This window comes from Flexithrix dorotheae DSM 6795, assembly GCF_000379765.1.
Lineage (GTDB): Bacteria > Bacteroidota > Bacteroidia > Cytophagales > Flammeovirgaceae > Flexithrix > Flexithrix dorotheae.
On record NZ_KB903522.1, the window covers coordinates 1 to 1901 of the forward strand.

Sequence of the window (1901 nt, forward strand, 5' to 3'; positions counted from 1 at the left end):
CTTTCAATGGTTCTGTCATCAATAGGGAGCACATGGTACTTTTCTGCCTGCCACATGAACAAACTTTTCATTTCTTTTAACTTTTCAGGATATTTATCAGCCAGATTATTCACCAGACTGAAATCTTCATTCACATGGTAAAGTTCCCAAACATCTGATTCCAGGGGAGGAAGATTTGTGACCTGCCAGGGAGCTCTGTGAATGGTTCTTGCGAACCACCCCTCGTTATAAATGGCCCGGTTTCCAAACATTTCAAAATATTGGATGGAATGACGTTCTGCTGCCTCAGCATTGTTGAAGGAATAAGCCAGACTTACCCCTTCCATTGGGATTTGTGGTACTCCATTGACTTCCTTGGGCTCTGGTAATTTTGCCACTTCCAAAATTGTGGGGGCGATATCTGTAACATGCGAAAATTGTGTTCGGATGCTATTCTTATCTTTTATTTGTTCCGGATAATGTACAATTAAACCATTTCTGGTCCCGCCAAAATCGGAAGCGACCTGCTTGGTCCAGGTAAAGGGAGCATCAAAGGCTACAGCCCAGCCTGCTGCCATATGGGGGAAAGTCTCCTCACTGCCCCATTTGTCCATTAAAGGGAGTAAATCTTCCACTTTTTCTTCTACTCCATTAAAATAAGTCATTTCATTGTACATACCTACCATTCCACCTTCCGCGCTGGTTCCATTGTCTCCAGCCACAAAGAGAAATAAGGTATTGTCCAGTTCTCCAATTTCAGCAATGGCATCCATCAATCGGCCCACTTCATAATCGGTCATTTCCATAAATCCGGCAAATACCTCAGCCTGTCTGGCAAAAAGTTTCCTTTCATTGTCGGTTAATTTATCCCAGTCTTTAATGTCTTTTGGTTTGGGAGCCAGTTGGGTTTCTTTGGGTATTATGCCCATTTCCTTCTGGTTTGTAACCGTTTGTTCCCTTACGGCATCCCATCCTTTATCGAATTTTCCTTTGTATTTATCCGACCATTCTTTGGAAACATGGTGGGGAGCATGTACTGCTCCGGTGGCAAAATAGACAAAGAATGGTTTATCAGGTGTCATGGATTGCTGAGCTTTTACCCAATTAATGGCCTGGTTGGTCATATCTGTGGTAAAATGATAATTTTCCATTTTGGGAGGATTTACCTTTTTCACGCCATCGTAAATTAAGGGAGCCCATTGGTCTGTTTCTCCACCTATAAATCCATAAAATTTATCAAATCCCTGATGGGTAGGCCACCTGTCGAATGGACCAGAAACACTGGTTTCCCAGGCAGCTGTTTCGTGCCATTTTCCAAAAGCCCCTGTACTGTATCCGTTTAGCCGGAGCATTTCTGCCAAGGGTGCTACGCTGCTGGGTAGTGCACCGGTATTTCCAGGGTAAGCAGTAGCTGTTTCCATGATTGATCCGGTGTTGCAGGTATGGTGGTTTCTTCCAGTTTTCAGGGCCATTCTTGTGGGTGAACAAAGTGCCGTAGTATGGAAATTATTATACCGCAATCCATTGTTAGCCAGTTTATCCATGGTGGGTGTCTGGATAGGGCCTCCAAAGGCACTTGTAGCACCCAGACCTAAATCATCGATTAACACGATCACCACATTTGGCGCTCCTTCTGGTGCAGTAACATCAAAAGGCTTCGGAGGTTTAGTGTTTCTGACATCTAACTCCGTATAAGTTTTTGGTTTGGGGGGCAAGATTGGTAGCACTTCCCGATTTAATTCTTCCTGAGCCATTAAATTGGAAAAACTCAGTATGGCTATTGCCAAAAGTAAAATTGTATTATTTATCTTTCTCATCTTTTAATTAAATTTATACTTCACACTAAATTGAAGCCTGTTGGCAGTGCCTTCTGCTTCACTGATATTTTCTCTTGTTCCTCTCAGGTATTCTACTCCGGCAAA

General features: G+C 43.0%; 1 protein-coding gene. It reads right to left on the reverse strand.

Annotated features, from left to right (window positions below):
- Positions 1–1796, reverse strand: a 1796-nt coding sequence (locus tag A3EM_RS0140980; RefSeq protein ID WP_020534052.1) for an arylsulfatase, incomplete at its 3' end; no start/stop codon positions are given.
- Between the last annotated feature and the right edge of the window lie 105 nt (positions 1797–1901).